The following is a 3858-nucleotide window of genomic DNA, read 5'->3' on the forward strand; positions in this document are numbered from 1 at the left end:
CGCAGTGCCTCGGGCAGCGGTGCGGAGTGGACGACGGTCAGCCCGGACACAGCACGGGTCAACGCCACGTACAGGCGCCTGAGGCCGGTCGACGGGTCGGGTTCGGCTGCGACGACGGCTGCGGGTTCGTCGAGTACGACGTAGTCGTACTCGAGGCCCTTCGTCAGCGGGGCCGGCGCCAAGGTCAGCCTCGTCTGCGGCGACGTGTCCTCTCCCGGAGCCAGATGGGTGAGCCCGGCTGCACGCAGCGCCGTGGTCAAGGCGGGGATGCGGTCGTCGGAGGCGATGAGGCCGACGGTGCCTTCGTGAGCCAAAGCCTCCCTGCACGCTTCCACGACGGCGGCGTCGAGTTCGTCGGCGCTTCGCTCCCGCACTGCGAACCGTCCGGCGGCGTCCCTGATCGACGTGGCTTCCTTCAGGGTCGGGGCGATCTGGGGAAGGAGCCTGGAGGCGTAGGCGATCACTTCCCGCGGTACGCGGAAGCCGTCCGTCAGCTCCTCGACCACGGCTCCCGGTTTGCCCAGGTGGCGCATGGCCTCCTCCCAACTCGTCGTCGCCCAGGGCGTGGTGCCCTGTGCTAGGTCGCCGAGGATGGTCGCCGTGCCGGTGGCGCACCGTCGGCCCAGCGCTCGATACTCCATCGCGGACAGGTCCTGCGCCTCGTCCAGTACGAGATGGCCGACGGAGGCGGAACGGGCGACGAGTGACGTCGCCTCGTCCACGAGCACCGCATCGACACCGGACCATTTCGCCGAGCGGACCCCTCTTCCCGGCGTCTCCCAGAGGATCTCCTTCTGCTCCTCCGCGGTGAAGATTCCGTCCGCGTGCTCGGCGAGAAATGCAGGCTCGGAGAGGAGCCTGAGGACGAGCTTGGCAGGATCGACGGCCGGCCAGCAGGAGTTGACGAACGCTTTGACGGCCACGTTCCGCGTGACCGTCCTCTCCATCGTGCTGTCGGCCGTTTCGCCGGTTTTCTCGACCCGCGTGAGGATCGCGTGCCCGACGCGGAGCGGCAGTGCCTCCCGTCCGGCGTTGTAGTGGAAGCCCCGTTCGAGGAGTTCGTCCACGAACCTGCTCAGCTCCTCGACGGGGATACGCCACCGGCGGATCCCCCGGGAGACCACAAGCGGTTCCTCCGGCTTCCGGACGCCGGAGTAGACGGCACGGCGCAGGACTTCGGCCATCCGCGCATCGCCCTTGAGCTTCGCCGACGCAGCCGACTCCGTTCCCTTGAGCTTGCCCCCGGAGGTGAGGAGGGCGTGGTGGGTGAGCTCGTCGACCGTGGCCTGCCGTACCTCCGACTCGCCAAGGGAGGGCAGGACTTGGGCGATGTAGTGGAGGAAGGAGTCGTTGGGTCCGACCACGAGTGTGCCCGTCCGCGCCAGCCTCTTGCGGTGTGCATAGAGGAGGTAGGCGACGCGGTGCAGTCCGACGGCGGTCTTGCCCGTCCCCGGGGCCCCCTGCACGCAGACGGTGTCGTCGACATCCGTGCGGACGATGGTGTCCTGTTCGGGCTGGATGGTCGCCACGATGTCCCGCATCGGGCCCACGCGCGGACGTTCGATCTCGGCCTGCAGCAGCGCACTCGAATGTGCGGACTCCGAGGGGTCCGTGAGGTGTTCGTCCTCGTACGCCGACAGGTCGCCGTTGGTGTAACCGAAGCGACGGCGCATGGAGACGTCCATCGGGTCGGTCTTGGAGGCGCTGTAAAAGGGGCGGGACACGGGGGCGCGCCAATCGACCACCAGAGGGTCGCCGTCGGTGTCGTGGACGTGGCGGCGGCCGATGTAGAACCTGTCGCCGATGTCGGCGTAGCCGTGCAGGAAGTCGATGCGTCCGAAGAAGAGCGGTGAGCCGGGGAGGTCGGCGAGCGACGCGACTCGGGCGTCGATGTCGCGTGCGAGAACGGCGGCGTTGACCCAGTTGGTTGCCACGTCCGAGATGTTCAGCGACTCGGTGTCCTGGCGCATCGCGCGCAGTGCGGCGCGGGCGCGGGCGAGGTGCTTCTGCTCGTGCGACAGGGCGTCGGTCGGGGGCGTGAGAGCTCGGTCGCCGGCCACCGGAGGCGGGGCGGTCCCGGATGGCGTCGGCTCGGAGCGGCCTTCGTCGGACTGCTGCGCCGTTGCTCGGTCGTCGTCGTCCGGGGGTGCGATCTCGGGCGCGCTCACGGTGTTGCCTCCGGGGTGCGTGCACAGCACGACGGCGCGTCTGTGCCGCACGCGGAGATCGGGGCAGCAGGCGCCGTGCTGGCGAATGGCTGGGATGGTGCCTCGGCGGTGCTACCGAGGGCCGACCGGTTTCCGTGCGGCGGCGCCCCCGCGGCTGGGGGGAGGAGAGACGGTGATGCTACGCGCGAGCTCTCGTTGACGCCAACGGTTTTCCGACCGTCCCGGCGGCAGGGTTTCGGGCGGTGAGACGGTCGTCCGGACCGCCCGAACCAAGGGTGACGGAGCCGGGGTCGACCTCTCTGCTCACTCGGTGCGTGAACGTGCGCCCTCGCGGGTTCTGCCGGAGGAGACGGGGCGGTCCGGGTGGCGGCGCAGATACTCCTGCTCCAGTTGCCGCAGGCGTTCCGTGTGTGCGTTCAGGGCGTCGGCCGAGCCGTGCAGGAGGGTGTCGTGACGCGTCCGGTGGATGGTCTCCAGTTCCTTCACCAGTTGCGCATCGGTGAGTTCGCTCGGGTCGATGCCCATGGTCTCCAGCCCTTCGCCACCGGGTTCGCGTCGTTCGCCCACAGGACGTTCCGAACCGGGGGAGCGGTTCGGGCGTCGGGACCAGTCTCCTTCCTCGCGGGCCGGTTGACCGTCTCTGCAGGGCGGTCTTCATGCGAACGGGTAGCGCGGTGGCCGTCGGTGGACGAACGGGCTTACTGCGGTACGGCCAGCACGCTGGGGGATCGGATTGTGAGACGGCACTGTCCGCCATGCGAGCGGCAGGCTTACTGTGCCTGCATGGGAAGAGAGACCGCCTTCTACACACATGGCCATCACGCGTCCGTGCTCCGTTCCCACCGCTGGCGCACCGCGGCCAACTCGGCCGCCTACATGCTGGAAGAGATCGCGTCGGATGCCTCGGTGCTCGACATCGGATGCGGTCCGGGGACGATCAGCGCGGACTTCGCCGAAGTTGTTCCGAGCGGGCATGTCGTCGCAGTGGACGCCTCCTCCACCGTCCTGCGTGAGGCAGAAGCGGCAGCCGGTCAGCGCGGGCTACGGAATATTGAGTTCCGGGTCGGAGATGTCCACGGGTTGGATTTCGGGGACGGTGCGTTCGACGTCGTCCACGCGCATCAGTTGCTGCAGCATGTCGGGGAGCCGGTGGCCGCGCTCCGGGAGATGCGGCGGGTGTGCGCGGCTCGAGGGGTCGTCGCCGCGCGGGATGCGGATTACGGAGGGATGTTCTGGCATCCGCAGCTACCGGGGCTCGAGGCGTGGCGGGATCTTTATCGGCGAGTGGCGCGTGCGAACGGAGGCGAACCGGACGCCGGGAGGCGGCTCCATGCCTGGGCACGGGAGGCGGGGTTTCGTGAGATCGGTGCCTCTGCCGGGGCCTGGTGCTATGCGTCGGCCGAGGAGCGTCAGTGGTGGGGGGAGTTGTGGGCCGAGCGGATCGTGGAGTCGGATTTTGCCAGGTCGGCAGTCGATGGTCGGCATGCCTCGGTCGGGGAGTTGCGGCGGATGGGGAGAGCTTGGCAGGACTGGGCGGGGGATGAGGACGGGTGGTTTGTGGTGCCTCATGGGGAGGTGGTGTGTCGGGGGTGAGAGTCGGGCCGAGCTCCGAGCTCCGAGCTCCGAGCTCCGAGCTCCGAGCTCCGAGCCCCGAGCCCCGAGCCCCGAGCCCCGAGCCCCGAGCCCCGAG

At 69.3% G+C, this 3858-nt stretch carries 3 protein-coding genes; 1 reads left to right on the plus strand and 2 read right to left on the minus strand.

The features are described from left to right. Both UWG_RS0107080 and UWG_RS0107085 read right to left on the minus strand, forming a co-directional pair. A partial coding sequence (locus tag UWG_RS0107080; RefSeq protein WP_078495607.1) for a HelD family protein occupies positions 1-2168 on the minus strand: 2168 nt, incomplete at its 3' end. 303 nt (positions 2169-2471) lie between these two features. Then, positions 2472-2693, minus strand: a complete 222-nt coding sequence (locus UWG_RS0107085) for a DUF6158 family protein (protein WP_420235616.1) — start codon at positions 2691-2693, stop codon at positions 2472-2474. Between the two features lie 258 nt (positions 2694-2951). On the opposite strand from UWG_RS0107085, the gene UWG_RS0107090 reads away from it, so the two are divergent. Further along, complete coding sequence (locus tag UWG_RS0107090) at positions 2952-3761, plus strand: methyltransferase domain-containing protein (protein ID WP_029391238.1); 810 nt, start codon at positions 2952-2954, stop codon at positions 3759-3761. The last annotated feature ends 97 nt before the right edge of the window (positions 3762-3858 follow it).

The sequence above is a fragment of the Streptomyces xiaopingdaonensis genome, from assembly GCF_000262345.1.
Taxonomy (GTDB): domain Bacteria; phylum Actinomycetota; class Actinomycetes; order Streptomycetales; family Streptomycetaceae; genus Streptomyces; species Streptomyces xiaopingdaonensis.